The 18,474-nt window shown below is 72.8% G+C and carries 20 protein-coding genes; 17 read left to right on the forward strand and 3 right to left on the reverse strand.

What is annotated here, in order from left to right; translation table 11 throughout:
- Positions 1-117: 117 nt before the first annotated feature.
- The 7 genes from folP to COUCH_RS02655 all read left to right on the forward strand — a co-directional run bounded on the left by folP (position 118) and on the right by COUCH_RS02655 (position 4,550).
- Positions 118-933, forward strand: coding sequence for a dihydropteroate synthase (folP, locus tag COUCH_RS02625; RefSeq protein WP_249613536.1), 816 nt, complete (start codon positions 118-120; stop codon positions 931-933).
- A complete protein-coding gene (gene folB / locus COUCH_RS02630; RefSeq protein ID WP_249610510.1) occupies positions 930-1,289 on the forward strand; it encodes a dihydroneopterin aldolase in 360 nt (119 codons plus the stop codon). Before folP ends, folB begins: the two co-directional genes overlap by 4 nt.
- The gene (gene folK, locus COUCH_RS02635) at positions 1,286-1,813 is read left to right on the forward strand and encodes a 2-amino-4-hydroxy-6-hydroxymethyldihydropteridine diphosphokinase (protein ID WP_249610511.1); all 528 of its coding nucleotides are present in this window, start codon (positions 1,286-1,288) and stop codon (positions 1,811-1,813) included. The genes folB and folK overlap by 4 nt, the downstream gene beginning before the upstream one ends.
- Positions 1,810-2,328 carry a DUF3180 domain-containing protein gene (locus COUCH_RS02640; RefSeq protein ID WP_249610512.1) on the forward strand — a complete coding sequence of 173 codons (519 nt, stop codon included), beginning with the start codon at positions 1,810-1,812 and terminating at the stop codon, positions 2,326-2,328. Before folK ends, COUCH_RS02640 begins: the two co-directional genes overlap by 4 nt.
- A gap of 75 nt (positions 2,329-2,403) precedes the next feature.
- Positions 2,404-3,657, forward strand: a complete 1,254-nt coding sequence (locus COUCH_RS02645) for an ABC transporter permease (RefSeq protein ID WP_249610513.1) — start codon at positions 2,404-2,406, stop codon at positions 3,655-3,657.
- A 51-nt stretch (positions 3,658-3,708) separates the two neighbouring features.
- A complete protein-coding gene (locus COUCH_RS02650; protein WP_249610514.1) occupies positions 3,709-3,993 on the forward strand; it encodes a hypothetical protein in 285 nt (94 codons plus the stop codon).
- Positions 3,994-4,058: 65 nt separating this feature from the next.
- Entirely contained in the window at positions 4,059-4,550 is a 492-nt protein-coding gene (locus tag COUCH_RS02655; RefSeq protein WP_249610515.1) for a hypothetical protein, read from the forward strand.
- A 144-nt stretch (positions 4,551-4,694) separates the two neighbouring features.
- On the opposite strand, the gene COUCH_RS02660 is transcribed toward COUCH_RS02655, so the two are convergent.
- Positions 4,695-5,708 (reverse strand): ABC transporter ATP-binding protein, encoded by a 1,014-nt coding sequence (locus COUCH_RS02660; RefSeq protein ID WP_249610516.1) that lies wholly within the window; start codon positions 5,706-5,708, stop codon positions 4,695-4,697.
- 2 nt (positions 5,709-5,710) lie between these two features.
- Here COUCH_RS02660 and COUCH_RS02665 point away from each other — a divergent pair, with 2 nt between their 5' ends.
- The 4 genes from COUCH_RS02665 to COUCH_RS02680 all read left to right on the forward strand — a co-directional run bounded on the left by COUCH_RS02665 (position 5,711) and on the right by COUCH_RS02680 (position 10,249).
- Positions 5,711-6,433 carry an ABC transporter permease gene (locus COUCH_RS02665; protein ID WP_249610517.1) on the forward strand — a complete coding sequence of 241 codons (723 nt, stop codon included), beginning with the start codon at positions 5,711-5,713 and terminating at the stop codon, positions 6,431-6,433.
- Positions 6,430-7,143 carry an ABC transporter permease gene (locus COUCH_RS02670; protein ID WP_249610518.1) on the forward strand — a complete coding sequence of 238 codons (714 nt, stop codon included), beginning with the start codon at positions 6,430-6,432 and terminating at the stop codon, positions 7,141-7,143. The genes COUCH_RS02665 and COUCH_RS02670 overlap by 4 nt, the downstream gene beginning before the upstream one ends.
- A gap of 224 nt (positions 7,144-7,367) precedes the next feature.
- Positions 7,368-8,366 carry a glycine betaine ABC transporter substrate-binding protein gene (locus tag COUCH_RS02675; protein ID WP_249610519.1) on the forward strand — a complete coding sequence of 333 codons (999 nt, stop codon included), beginning with the start codon at positions 7,368-7,370 and terminating at the stop codon, positions 8,364-8,366.
- A gap of 188 nt (positions 8,367-8,554) precedes the next feature.
- Entirely contained in the window at positions 8,555-10,249 is a 1,695-nt protein-coding gene (locus tag COUCH_RS02680; RefSeq protein ID WP_249610520.1) for a hypothetical protein, read from the forward strand.
- A gap of 12 nt (positions 10,250-10,261) precedes the next feature.
- On the opposite strand, the gene COUCH_RS02685 is transcribed toward COUCH_RS02680, so the two are convergent.
- Both COUCH_RS02685 and COUCH_RS02690 read right to left on the reverse strand, forming a co-directional pair.
- Positions 10,262-11,386, reverse strand: a complete 1,125-nt coding sequence (locus COUCH_RS02685; RefSeq protein ID WP_249613537.1) for an NADH-quinone oxidoreductase subunit D — start codon at positions 11,384-11,386, stop codon at positions 10,262-10,264.
- 21 nt (positions 11,387-11,407) lie between these two features.
- Positions 11,408-12,370: an SAM-dependent methyltransferase gene (locus COUCH_RS02690; RefSeq protein ID WP_249613538.1), complete on the reverse strand. Its 963-nt coding sequence runs from the start codon at positions 12,368-12,370 to the stop codon at positions 11,408-11,410.
- 135 nt (positions 12,371-12,505) lie between these two features.
- Between COUCH_RS02690 and COUCH_RS02695 the strand changes: the two genes are divergently transcribed.
- From COUCH_RS02695 to nadC, 6 genes are all read left to right on the forward strand, one after another.
- A complete protein-coding gene (locus COUCH_RS02695; protein WP_249610521.1) occupies positions 12,506-13,381 on the forward strand; it encodes a Rossmann-like and DUF2520 domain-containing protein in 876 nt (291 codons plus the stop codon).
- Positions 13,378-14,211, forward strand: coding sequence for a pantoate--beta-alanine ligase (gene panC / locus COUCH_RS02700; RefSeq protein WP_249610522.1), 834 nt, complete (start codon positions 13,378-13,380; stop codon positions 14,209-14,211). The genes COUCH_RS02695 and panC overlap by 4 nt, the downstream gene beginning before the upstream one ends.
- Positions 14,211-14,639, forward strand: a complete 429-nt coding sequence (panD, locus tag COUCH_RS02705) for an aspartate 1-decarboxylase (protein ID WP_249610523.1) — start codon at positions 14,211-14,213, stop codon at positions 14,637-14,639. Before panC ends, panD begins: the two co-directional genes overlap by 1 nt.
- 147 nt (positions 14,640-14,786) lie before the next feature.
- Positions 14,787-15,707 carry a septum formation family protein gene (locus COUCH_RS02710; protein ID WP_249610524.1) on the forward strand — a complete coding sequence of 307 codons (921 nt, stop codon included), beginning with the start codon at positions 14,787-14,789 and terminating at the stop codon, positions 15,705-15,707.
- Positions 15,708-15,769: 62 nt separating this feature from the next.
- Positions 15,770-17,416, forward strand: coding sequence for an L-aspartate oxidase (locus tag COUCH_RS02715; RefSeq protein ID WP_249610525.1), 1,647 nt, complete (start codon positions 15,770-15,772; stop codon positions 17,414-17,416).
- A 157-nt stretch (positions 17,417-17,573) separates the two neighbouring features.
- Positions 17,574-18,428, forward strand: coding sequence for a carboxylating nicotinate-nucleotide diphosphorylase (nadC, locus tag COUCH_RS02720; protein WP_249610526.1), 855 nt, complete (start codon positions 17,574-17,576; stop codon positions 18,426-18,428).
- The last annotated feature ends 46 nt before the right edge of the window (positions 18,429-18,474 follow it).

Below are 18,474 nucleotides of genomic sequence, written 5' to 3' on the forward strand. Positions count from 1 at the left end.
ACACGTGTGCGAAGATCGTCCGCCGGTAGCGTCGTCGGGGTGAGTGAGCCGACCGGAAGCGCAACGACCGGGCAGATCGCGGGCGACCTGCTGCTTCAGCAAGATCACCCGGTCGTGATGGGCGTGCTGAATGTGACGCCTGACTCCTTCTCCGACGGCGGCCGCTACGCCGACCTCGATGCCGCCGTCGCGCACGGGGTGGCCCTGCGGGCGGCGGGTGCCGACATCGTCGACATCGGCGGGGAATCCACCCGTCCGGGCGCCGGCCGGGTCGATGCGGCCACCGAGACCGCCCGCGTGCTTCCGGTGATCGAGGAGCTGGTGGCGGCCGGGGTGCCGCTGAGCATCGACACGACCCGCGCCGAGGTGGCCGCCGCCGCGCTGGCGGCCGGCGCCGCGGTGGTGAACGACGTCTCGGGTGGTCTGGCTGATCCGGGCATGGCCGCCGTCGTGGCCGACGCGGGCTGCCCCTGGATCCTCATGCACTGGCGCGGGCACTCCCGCCGCATGATCGACCTCGCCGTCTACGACGACGTCGTGGCGGAGGTACGCGACGAGCTGCGGCAGCGCGTGGACGCCGCGGTGGCCGCCGGAGTGGACCCCGGCCGCCTCATCCTCGACCCGGGTCTGGGCTTCGCCAAGAAGGCGGAACACAACTGGGCGCTCAGTGCCCACCTGGACGAACTCACAGCGCTGGGCTATCCGGTGCTGTTCGCCTCGTCGCGGAAGACGTACCTGGGCCGGTTGCTGGCGGATGCGAACGGCGAGCCGCGACCGGTGGACGGCCGGGAAGCCGCCACGATTGCCACCTCGGTGCTCGCCGTCGCCGCCGGCGCGTGGGGCGTCCGGGTGCACGACGTGCGGGCCACGGTGGATGCGCTGGCTGTCTGGCGCGCCACGGGAAGCCCGCGCCTGCAGAGGAGAGAGTCATGACGGACCGCATTTCGCTGCGCGGGCTTCGCGTACGGGGAAACCACGGCGTATTCGACTTCGAGCGTCGCGACGGGCAGGACTTCGTCGTCGACGTGGACCTGGAACTGGATCTCGCCCCGGCGGCCGCGTCCGACCACGTCGACGACACGGTGCACTACGGCGAACTGGCCGGCCGGCTGGTCGAGGTGATCGCGGGCGAGCCGGTGAACCTGATCGAGACGCTCGCCGACCGCCTCGCCACGGTCTGCCTGGACGACGACCGCGTCAGCGCCGCCACCGTGACGGTGCACAAGCCGCAGGCGCCGATCCCGCACGAGTTCGCCGACGTCGCCGTCACCCTGCGGCGAACCAGGTGAGCCGCGCGCTGCTGTCGATCGGCAGCAACCTGGGAGACCGGTACGCCCACCTCCGGGCCGCAGTCGAGGGGCTCGGCGACAGCGTCCTGCTCGTCTCGGGCGTGTACGAGACACCGCCCTGGGGCGACGCCGAGCAGCCGCCGTACCTGAACGCGGTCGTGCTGGCCCTCGACCCGGCGGCGGACCCGCGCAGCTGGCTCGAGCGGTGCCGTTCGCTGGAGCAGGCCGCCGGCCGGGTACGGGACCCCCGGCGCCGCTTCGGTCCGCGCACCCTGGACGTCGACGTGATCACGGTCTGGGGCGACGACGACCAGCCGGTACTCAGCGACGACCCGGAGCTGACCCTGCCGCACCCGCGGGCCCACGAGCGGGCGTTCGTGCTCAAGCCGTGGCTGGACCTGCAGCCATACGCGCAGCTGCCCGGCCACGGTTGGGTGACCGACCTGCTCAACTCACCCGGCCTCGCCGCCGACGCCAACGCCATGACCCCGCGTCCGGATCTGCCACTAGAGTCGGAGGAGTGAGCAACAACCCCGGCGGCGCGGGCCCTGACCCGTCGCTGCGGCCGACCAGTCTCTCTGCGCTGGTCGTGGCCGCACTGGCAGCGGCGGCGGTCGGGTGGCTGCTGCTCAGCTCTTTCTACTCCGAGATGCCGCGGTTGCCGTGGCTGCCGATCATCGTGCTGGCGGCGCTGGCCGTGGCCGAGGCGTTCCTGGCGCAGAACACGGCCGCGCGGATTCAGCGCAAACCCGGTGCCCCCCGCGTCGACCCGCTCGCCGTCGCGCGGTACGTGGTCCTCGCGAAGGCGTCCTCGCTGGCCGGCGCGCTGTTCGCCGGTTTCTCCGCGGGGCTGCTCTCCTGGCTGGCGCTGGAGCCGACCAAGGCCGCGCGGGGCGACATACCGGCCGCGATCGGCGGGGTGGTGGCCGCCCTCGCGCTCACCGCCGCGGCGCTGTGGCTGGAGCGGGCGTGCCGGGTGCCGAAGGAGCCGGACCAGAAGGACGGGGACGACTCGGGCAGGCGGGCCGGCCGGTCCTGATTTCGCCGGGTTTCTGCACTTGAACTGTAGGCCCCTCACTTCCGTATGCTGAGCCGCGCGAAGGAGGTGGACGACATGGCCTACGACGAGACCACGTACCGCCGGAACACCGGTGACGACCAGGCGGAGAGCAATCCCGCGGCGTACCGGGCGGGGCTGGCGGCCACCGACTTCCGCAACCGCCGGCGTGACCTCGACGCGGACGACTCCGGAGCCCGCGTCACCGAGCCGATCGCCGAGCCCACCGCCCGCGACGACGGCCGCGACCGGCTCGGCGTCCACATCGGGTGGGAGATCGTGCTGCTGCTCGCCGTGGCAGCCGTCGCCTATCTGCTCTACCGGCTCGATCCGGCGGCGCTGCGCCGTCCCGCGCTCGACACCCTGCTGATCTCCGGCGCCACGATCGGCCTGCTCACCCTCGGTGCGGGCCTGACGCTGCGGGCCGGCGTACCCAATCTGGCGGTCGGTCCGATCGCCCTCGCCGCCGCGCTGCACTACGCGGAGAACGGCGACAAGGGCCTCGCCCAGTCGATGGTGCCGGCGCTGGCCATCGCCGCCGGTGGCGGCCTGGTGGTCGCGCTGATCGTGCTGCTGCTGCACGTGCCGGGCTGGGTGGCCTCGCTGGCCGCCGCCATGGGCGTCATCGTGTATGACCAGCTGCGCACGGCGCCCGTGGCCGTGCAGGGCACCTACGACCCGGCCAACCAGGCGTTCTACCTGTTCGGTGGCTTCGCGCTGCTGGCCGTGATCGGCGGCGCGCTCGGCACTGTCGCACCGATCCGTCGCATGGTCGGCCGGCTGCGTCCGGTCGGCGACCCGGCGGTCCGGCGCGGCGGTGCCGTGGCGGTGCCGGTGATCGCCTCGCTGGTCCTGTCGTCGGTCTTCGCGGTCGCCGCCGGCACGCTGATGGCCGCGCAGTCCAGCACGCCCATCGTGCCGGGCACCGGCCTGGAGTGGACCGGCATCGCGCTGGGAACGGCGCTGCTCGCGGGCACGAGCGCGTACGGCCGCCGCGGCGGCATCTTCGGCACGCTGCTGGCGGTCGCCGGGGTCGCACTGTTCCTCGACTACGCCGACCGGCGCAACTTCGACATCGCGCTGTTCGCCATCGCGGGTGCCCTTGTGGGCGCGGGCCTGCTGGTCACCCGGCTGGTCGAGACGTACGGCCGCCCGCTGCCGGCGCCGGGTGTGGGCGACGACTGGGTGCCCACCGGCAACGGCGCGACGTGGTCGCCGGACCTGCCCGAGACGTGGTCCCCGTCGAGCACCGCGTCGCAGGGCCGCCCGGGCGAGCAGTGGGACTCCGGGCCGTGGGGCAGCGGGCGCTGAGCGCGTCTCCGGCCTGCGCAACCCCGAACCGTCACGCCCTATGCTGGCTGCATGACCGACGCGACCTTCGCCGAGCTGGACGCCCTGCCGACCGAGGAGCTGCGCGAGCGCGCCTTCGCGAAGGCGCGGGAGCGCCGCGACCTGGGCTTCTTCTGGTCTGTGTTCAAGCATCTGCCGGATTCGGACGACGCCGCCACGCTCGACGGCGCCCCCAACACCGTCGGCCCGACCGTCGACGAGGCCGTGGCGCTGTGGCGTGAACTGACCGGACACGGGTACGGGGAGCAGGAGCCGCTGCTGCGGGCCGCCTTCATCGACTACCTGCAGAAGCACTGACTACGTACGGTCGCCCATTCACGCCCGTCGTTTGAAACTGAGCGCCCGCTGGGAATTAGCGGGCCATGGCTCTCACCAACCGTTATAAATCCGCGCCGGGTGCGGGCACGCTCGCCGCGCTCATACTCGTCCTGGTCTTCGGCAGCCCCTGGTACGCCGACTGGGCCACGGACAACACCAACCCGGAGACCGCCGGTGGCTGGTGGCTGCGCCTGCTGGCGTGGCCGCACTGGCGGTTCGACTCCGACGACTCCCTGCGCTCGATCGTCATCGCCGACCTCAAGGCGATCCTGGTTGTCGTGCTGACCCTGCTCTTCCTCTACCTGCTGCCCGGTTCCCAGCTGGCCCGGGCCCGCGGCACGATCAGCCAGTTCTTCGCGGGCTGGGCGGCGTACATCTTCGCCGGCGGCTTCGCCGCGCTGCTCACCACGCTGTTCCTGGCCAACCCGTCGCTGCTGGGCGCCTTCCGCGCCGCCGGTGACGGAGCCGAGTACGGCCTCTTCGTCGGCTGGATCATCGGCCTGGCCACGCTCGGCGGCCGCCGCGGCACCCGTTAGCCCTCCTCCCGCCGGGCCGGGTGCACGCCCCCGCCATCCGAGCCCGGCGCCCACAGGCGCGGAGGTGTACCGAGCCCCCGGTCAGGCACCTCGCCGTCGCGCCGAGCCGGAGCCCGGACCTCGCGGTCCGGGCTGCGGTGTGTCTCATGCCGGCGCGGCGGCCCGCTCATCGGGTACGTCGAACAGCGCCGAGCGGGCGACCGTGCCCACCGGCGTCCCGTCCTCCACCACGACCACGTTCAGCGCGTCGCTCGTGAGCATCACGCCGAGCGCGTCGTACAGGGTCCCGTCGACGTCGACGGTCGGGAGCCGTTCGATCTCCTCGATCTGCCCGACGGGCCGCATGGTGTCGCGCAGTTTGGTGACCGCGAGCCGCCGGATGCCCCGGTCCTCGCCGACGAACTGGCTGACCGCTTCGGACGCCGGGTTGCTGAGCAGGTCGCCGGGGGTGGCGTACTGCTGCAGCCGGCCGCCCTCGCCGAGAACCGCGATCCGGTCGCCGAGGCGTACGGCTTCGTCGATGTCATGGGTGACCAGCACGATGGTCTTGCGGACCGCGGCCTGCAGCCGGAGGAACTCCTCCTGCAGGTGGGACCGGACGATCGGGTCGACTGCCGAGAACGGCTCGTCCATGAGCAGCACCAGCGGATCCGCGGCGAGCGCCCGGGCCACCCCGACCCGCTGGCGCTGGCCGCCGGACAGCTCGTGCGGATAGCGGCCGCCGTAGCGCGCGGGGTCCAGGCCGACGAGCTCCAGCAACTCCTCCGCGCGGGCGCGGGTCTTCTTCTTGTTCCAGCCGAGCAGCCGCGGGACCGTGCCGACGTTCGTACGGATCGTCTGGTGCGGGAACAGCCCGACGTTCTGGATCACGTACCCGATGTGCCGGCGCAGCTCGACCGGGTCCTGCCGGGACACGTCCTCGCCGTCGATGAGGATGCGGCCCTTCGACGGCTCGATCAGCCGGTTCAGCATGCGCAGGATCGTCGACTTGCCACAGCCGGACGGGCCGATGAGGACGACGAGCTCGCCGGCGCCGACGTCCAGGCTGATGTCGCCGACGGCCACGGTGCCGTCGGGATAGACCTTGCCCACGTTCTCGAGCGTGATAGACGCCGCGCTCCGGCCAGCGCCGGAGTCGTTGATCGCGGTAGCGTCCACGTATGTCCTTCCTGTCGAGGGCCCCGGCGCCTGCGTGGCCCCTGGCCGCCCCCGCTGATGACGGGCCGGGAAATCCGTGGTTCTCCTGGCGCTATGTCCACGACAACGCCGGCGAGATCCTCTCCGCCCTGCAGTTCCACGCGGGTCTCACCGCGCGCGCGGTGATCATCGCGCTCGTCGTCGCCGTGCCGCTCGCGGTCGCCGCCTACTGGTGGCGCCCGCTGACCGGCCCGATTCTTGCACTCTCCGGCGTCCTGTACACGATTCCGTCGCTGGCGCTTCTCGCGCTCGTCGCCCCGGCGGTGGGCACGACGAGCGACACGTCGGTCCTGATCGCGCTCGTCCTGTACGCCCTGCTCGTCCTGGTACGCAACGCCCTCGCCGGCCTGACCCAGGTCCCGAGCGAGGTGCGCGATGCGGCAGCGGGCATGGGGTACGGGCGCTTCGGCCGCCTGGTGCGCATCGAGCTGCCGCTCGCGCTGCCCGGCATCCTCACCGGGTTGCGGCTTGCCACCGTGTCGACGGTGGCGCTCGTGACCGTCGGCTCGCTGATCGGCAAGGGCGGCCTCGGCGAGATGATCCTCGGCGGGTTCCGCAACAACTTCTACAAGGCCGAGATCATGACCGGCACGATCCTGTGCGTGGGCCTCGCGCTCGTACTGGACCTCGTGCTCGCGGGCCTCGGCCGGCTGGTGACCCCCTGGGCCCGGGAGCGGCGATCGTGAACTACTTCCGCGAGGGGTTCGTCTGGCTGAACGACCCCCTGAACTGGACGAACCCCGGTGGCCTGCTGGACCGGCTGGATGAGCACCTGCTGATCAGCCTGTGGGCGGTCCTGCTGGGCTGCGCCATCGGCTGGCCGCTGGGCATCTGGCTGGGACACCGCGGCCGCGGCGGCGGGGCGATCGTCACCCTCGCCAACCTGACGCTGGCGATTCCCACGCTCGCCCTGCTCACCATCCTGCCGCTCACCCCGCTCGGCTTCGGCAAGCCGCCGGTCGTGGTGGCGCTCGCGGTGTTCGCAGTGCCGCCGCTGCTGGCCAACGCGTACACCGGGCTGCGGCAGATCGACCCGGAGACCCGCGACGCCGCGAAGGGCATGGGCCTCTCCGGCGGCCAGTTGCTGCGGCAGGTCGAGCTCCCGCTCTCCGTGCCCTATCTCGCTGCCGGATTGCGTACGGCGGCAGTGCAGGTGGTGGCGACGGCCGCGCTGGCGGCGTTCGTCAACGGCGGCGGGCTGGGCGAGATCATCTCAGCGGGATTCGGCGTCGGCATGAGCAACGGCGGCGGCGGCCAGATCGTGGCCGGCGGCATCGTCGTGGCCCTGCTGGCGCTGCTCGTCGAGACGCTGCTGGCGGCGGTGCAACGGCTCGTGACGCCGGCCGCCCTGCGGGGAGCGCGTCGCCGGCCCACCGCAGCCGCGCCGGCGGGCTGACCCGTATTCCGCGTTTCGCCGGGATTCGCCCTTCGGCTGGGTAACGAATCCGCATCGCCGATCCGGGGGCGGCATTAGTTGTCGTACCCCCCGGTTAGGAACGACGGTGCCGCTCCTTCCCAGGCGCGGTGCGACAACCGAAGAGTGCGGGCATCGGATCTTCGACTGCCCGTCGGACACGCGGCACGGCTTGCAAGCCGTGCCGGGACACAGAAGGCGGCAGTATGCGTCGAAACCTGCTCCTGACGGCCGGCACCCTCATGACCGCCGCCGTCATCCTCGCCGGCTGCGGCGAGTCCGGCTCCTCCGGCACCGAGGCCCCGGCCAGCTCCGCCTCGGGCGCCGGCTGCGCGCCCGTCGCCGGTGACAAGCTCGTCGTGCTCACCGACGACAAGAACCTGCAGAACACCGACAACATCGTCCCGGCCATCAACAAGAAGGCCTCGACCCCGCAGATCGTCGCGGCGCTCGACAAGGTCTCCGCCGCGCTCGACACGACCAAGCTCATCGAGCTCAACAAGGCCGTCGACATCGACCGCAAGTCGTCGAAGGCGGCCGCTCAGGAGTTCGCCACGGCCAACAACCTGACGGCGGGCCTGCAGAAGGGCTCCGGCGGCAAGCTGACCGTCGGTGCCGCCAACTTCAGCGAGAACGCGACGCTGGGCGAGCTCTACAACATCGTCCTCACCGCGGCGGGCTACACGGTGAAGGTCCAGCAGATCGGCAACCGCGAGCTGTACGAGCCCGCCCTCGAGAAGGGCGAGATCGACGTGGTCCCCGAGTACGCGGCCACCCTCGCCACGTTCCTGTCGGGCAAGGTCAACGGCAAGGGCGCCAAGGACCCGTCCTCGTCCGACCTGAACACGACGATGACCAACCTCAAGGCCCTCGGCGACAAGGCCGGCCTCGTGTTCGGCACCCCGTCCAGCGCCCAGGACCAGAACGCCTTCGCCGCCACCCAGGCGTTCGCCGACAAGTACGGCGTGAAGACGCTCTCCGACCTGGCCGCGAAGTGCTCCGGGGCAGCCACCGTGCTCGGCGGCCCGCCGGAGTGCCCGCAGCGCCCGAAGTGCCAGCAGGGGCTCGTGGACACGTACTCCTTCCAGGCCGGCAAGTTCACGTCGCTGGACGCGGGCGGCCCGCTGACCAAGACGGGCCTGAAGCAGGGCACGATCAGCGTCGGCCTGGTGTTCAGCTCGGACGGCGCGCTGGCGGCCGGCTGACCGTCGGCTCCCGTGCCGCGGGACCGCGCCCCGGTCGTTCACCCGGCCGGGGCCGGCCCCCCGCGTTAGACAAGTTTTTCTTCGATGCATCGGCGCGGCCGTCACCTGCCGTTACGCTCCGTCCGGGCGCTCCTGCCCGTTCTCGGCCTGTTTCGTAACCGCTGCGACTCTCGGTAGCATCTGCGGCCATGTCTGACCGGGACCCCGAGCAGCAGAGCGCCCGCCTTCTGCGGGCGCTGATCTGGGGTGGCCTCGGCCTCGCCCCGATCGCTGCGATCATCGTGCTCGCGGGCGGCAGCGGCGGTGCCGTGCGGTTCGCGGTGCTGCTGATGGCCGTCTGTGTGGTCCTGCTGGGCGCCGCGATGCTGATCCGCAACGACCCGGTGCTGCTGCGGATGGACGTCGAGGACCGGGTCGCCGCGGAGGTCGACGTGCTGCGCGGGGATCTGCGCGGCGAGATCGCCTCCGCCGCCCAGGCCACCGGGCACCGCGTCCAGGCGCTCGAGGACGAGATGGCGCAGCTGCGGGTGGGCGGTGTGCCGAGCCGATCCGGGAGCGGCCAGTTCGTGCCGTCACAGACCGGATGGCCGGAAGCCCAGCCCCACACCGGCTGGTCCGAGGTGCAGCCGCAGACCGGCTGGTCCGAGGCGGAGCCGCAGACGGGCTGGGTCGAAGCCCAGCCGCGGACCGGGACGGCGGCGGTGCCGGGAAGCGCGTCCGTGGCCGGCAGCGCGTCCGTGCACGGCAGTGCGGCGGTGCACGGTAGTGCAGCCATGGCCGGCAGCGCGGCGGTGACTCCGGCTCAGGTGTCCGGCACTGCCTCGGCACCCCGGGGAGCGGCCTCCGCTCCCGCACAGCGCGCAGGAGCTCCCGCACAGCGCGCAGGAGCTCCCGCACCGCGCGCAGGAGCTCCCGCACCGCGCGCAGGAGCTTCTGCACAGCGCGTAGGAGCCCCCGCACCGCGCGCAGGAGCTTCTGCGCCGCGTGTAGGAGCCTCCGCGCCGCGTGCAGCAGCCTCGGCCCCGCCGCGCGCGAGCGCGTCGGCTTCCGCATCGCTCCCAGGCGCGGCGACTCCCGGATCGCATTCAGCCGCGTCGGCCTCCGGGCCGCGCCCGAATTCCGCTACCCCGGCGCCGCGCCCCAGCTCCGCGGCCCCAGCCCCGCGCGCGACCGCCGCGGTCTCCCCGCCCCGGGCGGCGGCGTCCGTCTCCGCCCCCCGTGCCACAGCCTCGGTCTCCGCCCCGCGCGCCACGGCCTCCGTCTCGGCCCCTCGGGCGACGCCGCCCATCTCCGCGTCGGGCTTCCCCCGGCAACGCGGCGCGGCGTTCCCCGAACCGGAGAGCCCGGACCACGGCTGGGATCAGAGCCAGGACATCCCGGTCCCGGAACCGCGTCCGTCCCGGCGCCACGCCGCGCCGGACACCGGCACCGACATCGCACGGTTCGGGGGCTACGACGCCGCGGACGCGGATCAGGGGTACGGCCTCACGACGGGCGGCATCGCGCGGCCGTCCGGGGTGGGCGGGACCTACGGCTCGGCGTCCAGCGCCTACGGTGCCGAGGACGAGCAGGTCGAGGACTACGGGCAGAGCACCTACAGCGCCGGCGCCTATGGGACCGGCGACTACGACGAGAGCTACGGGACTGCTCACGGCGCAGAGGAGTACGACGCCAGCGGGTTCGCTTCGGCCGGGAGCTACGACTACGGCGGTGAGAGCGGGTTCGGGTACGACCGTGACGTGCTGGACGAGCCGCGGAGCACGTACCGGTCGGGGACCACGTACGGTTCCGGCCGCGCTGACCGGTACGACGATGCGAACGCGTACGGGACGGACCCGCTGGCCGTGCCGAACCGCGACCGGGCCGAGCACCACCGCTGGTAGCGCGCCCGGCGGCTACTTGTCGATGTCGCCGACCACGAAGAACATCGACCCGAGGATGGCGATCAGGTCCGGCACCAGGCAGCCCGGCAGCAGCGTCGCCAGGGCCTGGACGTTCGCGTACGAGGCCGTGCGCATCTTCATCCGCCACGGGGTCTTCTCGCCGCGGGACACCAGGTAGTAGCCGTTGATGCCGAGCGGGTTCTCGGTCCAGGCGTACGTGTGACCCTCGGGCGCCTTGACCACCTTCGGCAGTCGCACGTTGACCGGGCCGCCGATGGTGTCGACCTTGTCGAGGCACTGCTCGGCCAGGTCGAGCGACACGTACACCTGCTCCAGCAGCACCTCGAAGCGGGAGTGGCAGTCCCCGGCGGTGCGCGTGACCACGGGCACGTCGAGCTGGTCGTACGCCAGGTAGGGCTCGTCGCGGCGCAGGTCCAGGTCGAGGCCGCTGGCGCGGGCGACCGGACCGGACGCGCCGTACGCCGCGGCCTGTTCGGCGGTGAGCACGCCGACGCCGACCGTGCGGGCCATGAAGATCTCGTTGCGGCGGATCAGGTTGTCGATGTCCGGCATCCGCTTGCGGACCTGCGCGATCGCCTCGCGGGCGCGCCGCGTCCAGCCGGCCGGGACCTCCTCCTTGAGGCCGCCGACCCGGTTGAACATGTAGTGGATGCGGCCGCCGGAGACCTCCTCCATGACCGCCTGCAGGGTCTCCCGCTCGCGGAACGCGTAGAACATCGGCGTGATCGCGCCGATCTCCAGCGGGTAGGAGCCGAGGAACATCAGGTGGTTGAGCACCCGGTTCAGCTCGGCCAGCACCATGCGCAGCCAGGTGGCGCGCTCGGGCACCTCCATGCCCATGAGGCGTTCGACGGCGAGCACGACGCCGAGCTCGTTGGAGAAGGCGGAGAGCCAGTCGTGCCGGTTGGAGAGCACGATGATCTGCCGGTAGTCGCGCACCTCGAACAGCTTCTCGGCGCCGCGATGCATGTAGCCGACGATCGGCTCGCACTCGACGACCCGTTCGCCGTCGAGTTTCAGCTTGAGCCGCAGCACACCGTGCGTGGAGGGGTGCTGCGGACCGATGTTGAGCACCATGTCGGCGGTGTCGAGCCCGGCGCCGGTCCCGACCGTCATCTCCCGCAAGTCACTCACGGACTAGATGCTCCCACGAAGGTCGATCCCCACCTCGTGCAGCAGCCACCAGTGCGCGCCGAGCCCGCCGGCATCGGTCAGCTCGGCCGCCGCGCCGGCCGCGCTCAGCGCGCGCAGATAGCCCGCCGGGTCGCTGCGCGCCAGATCCAGCGAGGGCCGCGCGCCGTCGACACCGAGCGCTTTCAGCGCCTCCCGCTGGGTGATTATTCGGTACGGCTGACCGACACTGACCGCGACCGCGTCGACCGCCACGTGCGCCGTGACATCGCAGCTCCCGTCGGGCACGGGCGGCACCTGCCGGCCGCCCCGGAACCCGGTGAGCGTGCCGAGCGGCGGCCGGGCGTCGCGCAGGTGCCCGTAGTCCACGGTCAGCGCGCATCCCCGGCGTACCGATGAAACCGCGTCAGCCCACGCCACATCGCGCGGCCAGCCGACCTCGACCCGCTCGCCGGCCGCGGCGCCGGGCCACCACCGCGCGAGCCAGAGCCGGTCCGCCGCGTCGATGCCGCCGCCCAGCGACTCGCTGCCGTCGGCCGGATCGACCAGCACCCGCCGGATCCGCCCGGCCGGATCGACCTCGGCGACGTCGAGGGGCACGTTGTCCAGCCATTCCGTGGCCAGCAGCACCCCGACGACGTCCTCGGGCACGGTCCGCTGCCAATCAATCTCCGCGGGCAGCCGGGCCGGGCGTGGCGCCTTCTCGACCGCCGTGAGCCGGAGCCGGTCAGCGAGGCGCGTCCGGGCAGCTTCATCATGCAGGGCGGCGAGCAATTCACCCCGGCCGGCGCCCACGTCGACGACCTGCAGCGTGCGCGGGCGGCCGAGGGCGGCGTCGACCGCCTCGATCAGCCGCAGGAGCGCGCCGGCGAAGAGCGGGGAGGCGTGCACGCTCGTCCGGAAGTGGTCCGCCGGACCGTCGTTCGCGCTGGTGAAGAAGCCTTCCGGCCCGTACAGCGCGTGTTGCATGGCGACCCGCCACCCGACCTTCGTCACAGGGGCCAATCTAGGCGGTGCGGTTGTTCACAGGCTCTTGTCACGAGCGTGTTACATCGGCGCATACTTGCCTCGACCGGTACCCCTTCACGAGGACTGGATCCACACATGAGCGCAGTCACGCGCGCGAAATCCCTGGTCGTCGGCGTGGTCGGCGCGGGCAGGGTCGGTGCCGTCCTCGGCGCCGCCCTCGACGCGGCCGGGCATCACGTCGTCGCCGCGGCGGCCGTGTCGGCCGCCTCCCGCGAGCGGGCCCGCCGGCTGCTGCCGCGGGCCGAGATCCTCCCCGCCGACGAGGTCGCCCGGGCCGCCACCGATCTGCTGCTCCTGGCCGTTCCCGACGACGCGCTCGGCGGCGTCGTGTCCGGTCTCGCCGCGACCGGCGCGCTGTCCGCGGGTACGGTCGTCGCGCACACCTCGGGAGCCCACGGCCTCGCGGTCCTCGGCGAGGTCGACGGTCTCGCGCTGCACCCCGCGATGACCTTCACCGGGGCGGACGCCGACCTCGACCGGCTCCCCGGCATCGCCTGGGGCGTGACCGCTCGCGACCGGGCCTTCGCCGCCCGTCTGGTCGCCGACCTCGGTGGCATCCCCGAGTGGGTCGCCGAGGAGGCCCGGCCGCTCTACCACGCGGCCCTCGCGCACGGCGCCAACCACCTGGTCACGCTCGTCAACGAGGCCGCCGACCTGCTGCGCGCCGCGGGCGTACGGGACCCGGCCGCCGTGCTGTCGCCCCTGCTGCACGCCGCTCTGAGCAACGCGCTGAGCCTCGGCGACGCCGCGCTCACCGGCCCGGTGTCACGGGGCGACGCGGGCACCGTACGCAAGCATCTCGACCGCCTGACGCCGGAGTCCGCGCCGGCCTATCTCGCCCTGGCGCGGCGCACCGCCGACCGGGCGATCGCCGCGGGGCGCCTGCGCCCGCAGGACGCGGCTCTGCTGTTGGACGTCCTTGCCGATGCGACCGTGGGGAGCCCGTCATGACGAAGTTGATCCACACCCGCGCCGAGCTGGCCGCGGCCCGCGCGGCCGCACCCGGCCGCGTCGCGGTCGTGATGACCATGGGAGCGCTGCACGAGGGGCACCGGCAGCTCATGCGCGAGGCGCGCGAGCGGGCCGACTTCGTGATCGTCACGGTGTTCGTGAACCCGCTGCAGTTCGGCCCGAACGAGGACTTCGACAAGTACCCGCGCACGCTCGCGGCCGACGTCGAGGCGTGCACGGCCGAGGGTGCCGACCTGGTGTTCGCGCCGGACCGCGACGAGATGTACCCGGGCGGCACGCCGTCGGTCACGCTGGCCGCGGGACCGATGGGGGAAATCCTCGAGGGCGCCAGCCGTCCCGGCCACTTCTCCGGCATGCTCACGGTCGTCGCCAAGCTGCTCCAGCTGACCCGCGCCGACGTCGCGTTCTTCGGCGAGAAGGACTACCAGCAACTGGCCCTGATCAAGCGCATGGTGGCCGACCTGGAGATGGCCGTGGAGATCGTCGGCGTGAAGACGGTCCGTGAGGCCGACGGGCTGGCGCTGTCCAGCCGCAACCGCTATCTCTCCACCGGCCAGCGACGGGCGGCGCTCGCCCTGTCGCACGCGCTGCGCGAGGGCGCGCTGCAGATCGACGGCCAGCGCGTCCTGGAGGCCGCCACGAAGATCCTGCGGGACGAACCCGGCGTGCAGGTCGACTACCTCGCGCTCACCGACCCGCTGCTCGGCCCCGCGCCCGCCACCGGCCCGGCGCGCCTGCTCGTGGCCGCCAGAGTCGGCACCACCCGTCTGATCGACAACGTTCCGCTGCTCCTGGGAGAGGCCGCCTGATGCTCCGTACGATGCTCAAGTCCAAGATCCACCGGGCCACGGTGACCCAGGCGGACCTGCACTACGTGGGGTCCGTGACGGTGGACCTGGACCTGATGGAGGCGGCGGACCTGCTCCCCGGCGAGCAGGTCGCGATCGTGGACGTCACCAACGGCGCCCGGCTCGAGACGTACGTGATCCCGGGTGAGCGCGGCAGCGGCGTCATCGGCATCAACGGCGCGGCGGCCCACCTCGTGCACCCGGGTGACCTGGTCATCCTCATCTCGTACGGGCAGATGGAGTCGGCGGAGGCCCGCTCCTACCAGCCGCGGATCGTGCACGTGGACGCGCGGAACTCGATCATCGAGCTCGGCGCGGACCCGGCGGCGGCCGTCGCGGGCATGGCCGACGACCTGGTACGGGGGGATCTCACGCTCTCCGCCAGCTGAGGGGTCCCGCGGCCCTGCCTTCGCCCGGAGAGGCCGGCGGCGCATCCGACCACCTCTGCCGCCGACTCCGAAGCGGCCGGTTCGATCCGACTATTGCCATATGATCGGCAAATCGGACAACTGGCGGCGCTTCGGAGGCTGGAGACCATGGGTGAGTTCGGCCGGCGACGCCGATGGGGTCTCGCCGCCGCGCTGAGCCTCGTGCTGCTGGCCGCGGGGTGCGGCAACCCGGGCGGGGTCGACGGCAACCTCACCAACGGGTGGGCGGCGATCGGCGTACCCACCGGCTTCACCCCCGCCGCCGGGACGTGTCACCTCGCGAACTTCTCCACGTTCGGGCCCCGGGCCTCGTACGAGGAGGTCGACTGCGACATCAAGCACCGTACGGAGACCGTCTACGTCGGCACGTATCCGAGTCCGGCGTCCGCGGCGCCCACCCCGCCCGCCGACGACTCGGCCGGGGCGCGGGCCGCGTACGCCGTCTGCGACCAGAAGACGAGCGCGTACGTGGGCGGCCCGTGGCGGGTGGCCCGGCTGTGGGTGGGGGTGACCCAGCCGACCCGGGCGGCGTGGGCCGGCGGCGCCCGGTGGTTCCGGTGCGAGGTGGTCGAGAGCAGCTCGGTCGAGGACGACGGCGGCCTGGTGCAGCGCCTCGGCAGCCTCCGGAACGCCCTGAAGGAGCGCGGCTCGTCGTTGCTGCTGACCTGCTACGCGGTGCAGCTGGACGCCCAGGGCAAGATCGACACGATGCCCGCCGCGCCCTGCACGTCACGGCACAACGCCGAGTTCGTGGGGGTGTGGAACGCCGGCAAGCGGGCGTACCCGAAGACCGACGAGCAGTGGAACGACTTCCACGACGGCTGCCGCCGGCTGATCGCCTCGTACGTGGGCGTACCCGACGACGCGGACCTGCAGTACCGCGCCGGAGTGATCTCGCTGCCGGCCGGCGACGACGTCTGGGCACTGGGCGAGCGGGGCGTGCGCTGCTACCTGTGGGTGGACACCGCGACGCTCACCTCGTCGCTGCGGGGCAAGGGCAAGAAAGCCCTCCCTGTCCAGTACCAGTAACGTCTGGCACTTCTTGCCTCCCCGGCCGTGATTTCGTCGTACCCGCGAGGTTGACTGAGCCCATGTCGCATCTCGCCGATCTGCCGGCGCTTCCCCGCCGCCTGGCCGCCCCCGAGCCCGGCTGGACCGAGTCGACCGACGTGCTGGTGGTCGGTTCCGGTGTGGCGGGCCTGACCGCCGCGCTGCACCTGCGGGAGCAGGGCCTGCACGTCACCGTCGTCACCAAGGTCAACATCGACGACGGGTCGACCCGCTGGGCCCAGGGCGGCATCGCGGCCGTGCTCGACCCGCTGGACAGTCCCGAGGCGCACGCCTTCGACACCGAGATCGCCGGCGTCGGGCTCTGCGACCCGGCCGCCGTGCGGGTGCTGGTCGAGGAGGGCCCGGCGCGGATCCGGGAGCTCATGCGCATCGGCGCCGAGTTCGACCGCAACGACGACGGGTCGCTCATGCTGACCCGCGAGGGCGGGCACCGCGCCGACCGGATCGTGCACGCGGGCGGCGACGCGACGGGCGCGGAGGTCCAGCGCGCGCTGCACGCGGCGGTCCGCCGGGACCCCTGGATCCGCCTCGTGGAGCACGCGCTGGTGCTCGACCTGCTGCGCACGCCCGACGGCCGGGCCTGCGGCCTCACCCTGCACGTCCTCGGCGAGGGCAGCGAGGACGGCGTCGGCGCGATCCTGGCCCGCGCGGTCGTGCTCGCCACCGGGGGGATGGGCCAGGTCTTCGCGTCCACCACCAACCCGGCCGTCTCCACCGGCGACGGCGTCGCGCTCGCGCTGCGCGCCGGCGCCACCGTCACCGACGTGGAGTTCGTCCAGTTCCACCCCACCTCGTTCGTCACCGCCAGCGTGACCTCGGTGCAGCGGCCACTGATCTCCGAGGCGCTGCGCGGCGAGGGGGCCCACCTGGTCGACGAGTCCGGCAAGCGGTTCATGGTCGGGCAGCACGAACTGGCCGAGCTGGCCCCGCGCGACGTCGTCGCCAAGGGCATCCACCGGGTGCTGCGGGCCACCGGCGCCGACCACGTCTACCTGGACGCGCGGCACCTCGGCCGCGAGTTCCTCGAGAAGCGGTTCCCGACGATCGTCGCGTCGACGCGCGGCGCGGGCGTCGACCCGGCCACCGACCTGATCCCGGTCGCGCCCGCCGCCCACTATGCCTCCGGCGGGGTCCGCACCGACCTGCGTGGCCGCACCTCGATCCGAGGCCTGTACGCGTGCGGCGAGGTCGCCTGCACGGGCGTCCACGGCGCCAACCGGCTGGCCAGCAACTCGCTGCTGGAAGGCCTGGTCTTCGCCCGCCGCATCGCCGACGACATCGCCCGCGACCTGCCCCCGCAGGCCGACCCGGCACCCGCGACGGGCGAGGCGGGCTGGGTGACGGTCCCGGAGATCCGCGGCGAGCTGCAGCGCTCGATGACCCGCGGCGCCGGCGTGCTGCGCTCGGCCGACTCGCTCACGGCCACGGCCAAGGAGCTGTCCCGCCTCGGCCAGCAGCACGGCCGGCCGCACAACGCCGCGTGGGAGGCCACCAACCTGCTCACGGTGGCGACGGCGCTGGTGGCTTCGGCGTACGAGCGCCGCGAGACCCGGGGCTGCCACTGGCGCGAGGACTACCCCAACGCCGCGGACGAGTGGCGCGGGCACCTGCTGGACTCGATCGACGCCAAGGGCACGCTGACCCAGACCTTCGAGGAGATGGCATGACCAACCGCACCGCACCACCTGCGAGGAGGGCCGGCGGCGGCTTCCGGCAGCCGGCAGCCCGCGCGCGGCTTCTCACATCTGTGGCGTGGCCGGCCGCGGGTTCTGCCGGCGGCTTCGACGAGGCAGTACGCGGCGGGATGGCGACGGGAGAGCGGCGATGATCGAGGGCTTGGATCTGGCGGAGGTCGAGCGGGTCGTCTACACGGCGCTGGCCGAGGACCTCGGTGACCCACCCCGGGACGTGACGAGCGAGGCGACCATCCCGGCCGCGCAGGTCGACACCGCCGAACTGGTCGCCCGGGCGCCGGGCGTGGTGGCGGGCCTGCCCGTCGCCGCCCAGGTGTTCGCGGCCACCTCCGGCGGGACGGCCTCGTTCGACCAGGTGGTCGAGGAAGGCACCCGGGTGGTGCGCGGGGACGTGCTCGCCGTGGTCGCCGGCCCCACCCGGTCGCTGCTGACGGCCGAGCGTACGGCCCTGAACCTGCTGTGCCGCATGTCCGGGGTGGCGACCCACACCCGCAGGTGGGCCGACGAGCTCGCCGGCACCAAGGCGACCGTGCTCGACACCCGCAAGACCACGCCCGGCCTGCGCGCCCTCGAGAAGTACGCGGTCCGCGTCGGCGGCGGCACGAACAAGCGCATGGGCCTGTACGACGTCGCGATGATCAAGGACAACCACAAGCTGGCCGCGGGCAGCATAACGGCCGCGTACAGGCTGGTCCGCGAGCGCTTCCCGGACGTGCCCGTGCAGGTCGAGGTGACCACGCCGGCCGAGGCTCAGGAGGCGGTCGAGGCGGGCGCGGACTTCCTGCTGTGCGACAACATGCCGCCGGAGCTGCTGCGCTCGGTCGTGGAGAAGGTGGGCGACCGCGCGGAGCTGGAGGCCACGGGCAACCTCACCCTCGACACGGCCGCCGCGTACGCCGCGACAGGCGTGGACTACCTGTCGGTGGGCGGCCTGACCCACTCCTCGCCGATCCTCGACATCGCAATGGACCTGCGCGTGAGCTGACGCCTTCCCGGCCGAGGCGTCGTGCGGGCGCGCCTCCCTCCTGGCA

The organism is Couchioplanes caeruleus, from assembly GCF_023499255.1.
Taxonomy (GTDB): Bacteria; Actinomycetota; Actinomycetes; order Mycobacteriales; family Micromonosporaceae; genus Actinoplanes; species Actinoplanes caeruleus_A.

Bases quoted from the DNA above. Each gene is read 5' to 3' on its own strand.
- panD (WP_249610523.1), top strand. From the start codon at position 14,211: ATGCTCCGTACGATGCTCAAGTCCAAGATCCACCGGGCCACGGTGACC.
- panC (WP_249610522.1), top strand. From the start codon at position 13,378: ATGACGAAGTTGATCCACACCCGCGCCGAGCTGGCCGCGGCCCGCGCG.
- COUCH_RS02655 (WP_249610515.1), top strand. From the start codon at position 4,059: ATGGCTCTCACCAACCGTTATAAATCCGCGCCGGGTGCGGGCACGCTC.
- COUCH_RS02695 (WP_249610521.1), top strand. From the start codon at position 12,506: ATGAGCGCAGTCACGCGCGCGAAATCCCTGGTCGTCGGCGTGGTCGGC.
- folP (WP_249613536.1), top strand. From the start codon at position 118: ATGGGCGTGCTGAATGTGACGCCTGACTCCTTCTCCGACGGCGGCCGC.
- COUCH_RS02710 (WP_249610524.1), top strand. From the start codon at position 14,787: ATGGGTGAGTTCGGCCGGCGACGCCGATGGGGTCTCGCCGCCGCGCTG.
- COUCH_RS02690 (WP_249613538.1), bottom strand. From the start codon at position 12,370: ATGCAACACGCGCTGTACGGGCCGGAAGGCTTCTTCACCAGCGCGAAC.
- COUCH_RS02680 (WP_249610520.1), top strand. From the start codon at position 8,555: ATGTCTGACCGGGACCCCGAGCAGCAGAGCGCCCGCCTTCTGCGGGCG.
- COUCH_RS02650 (WP_249610514.1), top strand. From the start codon at position 3,709: ATGACCGACGCGACCTTCGCCGAGCTGGACGCCCTGCCGACCGAGGAG.
- folB (WP_249610510.1), top strand. From the start codon at position 930: ATGACGGACCGCATTTCGCTGCGCGGGCTTCGCGTACGGGGAAACCAC.
- nadC (WP_249610526.1), top strand. From the start codon at position 17,574: ATGATCGAGGGCTTGGATCTGGCGGAGGTCGAGCGGGTCGTCTACACG.
- COUCH_RS02685 (WP_249613537.1), bottom strand. From the start codon at position 11,386: ATGACGGTCGGGACCGGCGCCGGGCTCGACACCGCCGACATGGTGCTC.
- COUCH_RS02665 (WP_249610517.1), top strand. From the start codon at position 5,711: ATGTCCTTCCTGTCGAGGGCCCCGGCGCCTGCGTGGCCCCTGGCCGCC.
- COUCH_RS02715 (WP_249610525.1), top strand. From the start codon at position 15,770: ATGTCGCATCTCGCCGATCTGCCGGCGCTTCCCCGCCGCCTGGCCGCC.
- COUCH_RS02645 (WP_249610513.1), top strand. From the start codon at position 2,404: ATGGCCTACGACGAGACCACGTACCGCCGGAACACCGGTGACGACCAG.
- COUCH_RS02675 (WP_249610519.1), top strand. From the start codon at position 7,368: ATGCGTCGAAACCTGCTCCTGACGGCCGGCACCCTCATGACCGCCGCC.